Here is a 528-nt window from a genome sequence, read left to right as displayed (position 1 = left end):
CCGAACACGGTCGTTAAGCTCTTTTGCGCCGATGGTAGTTGGGGGCTTCCCCCTGTGAGAGTAGGACGTTGCCAGGCGATAAAGCACAATCCAATCGGGTTGTGCTTTTTAATTTGTATATGTATGCCACTTCATGGTTTTCTTCTTAGAGGAGTGTTTCACTCAAGAACCGTAGAACGAGACGAGACGTTTGAAGCTTCAATATTATAGAAGAGAAAGAGAGAATTACTGCTTGAAGCCCGAACGATCCAGTTATTATTTTTTAAAACTATATCTAAAGCTTTTGAGTGACTGTTCCTTTGTAGGGAAATTCAAAATAAAAAATCTATGAAAAGTGTTGACGATTGTCAAAATAACTGGTAAAGTAATCTCTGTTGCCAAGAAAGACAAACAGCAACAAGAAATTATTTCAAAAAAGTTGTTGACTTTAAAATCTTGATTTGATAAGATGATAAAGTCGCTAACAACGACAAACGAAAAAGTTCTTTGAAAACTGAACAAAAGCCAAGCGAAATAGAGATACATGAT

General features: G+C 36.7%; 1 rRNA gene. It reads left to right on the top strand.

Annotation, left to right across the window (positions count from 1 at the left end):
* Positions 1-77: ribosomal RNA gene (gene rrf / locus RYX56_RS26255) — 5S ribosomal RNA — on the top strand; the annotation flags it as partial.
* Between the last annotated feature and the right edge of the window lie 451 nt (positions 78-528).

It is taken from the genome of Alkalihalophilus lindianensis (genome assembly GCF_032843265.1).
GTDB classification, from domain to species: domain Bacteria; phylum Bacillota; class Bacilli; order Bacillales; family Bacillaceae_D; genus Alkalihalophilus; species Alkalihalophilus lindianensis.
The sequence above is the reverse complement of the archived record's forward strand: the minus strand, read 5'-3'. Positions and strand labels throughout refer to the sequence as shown.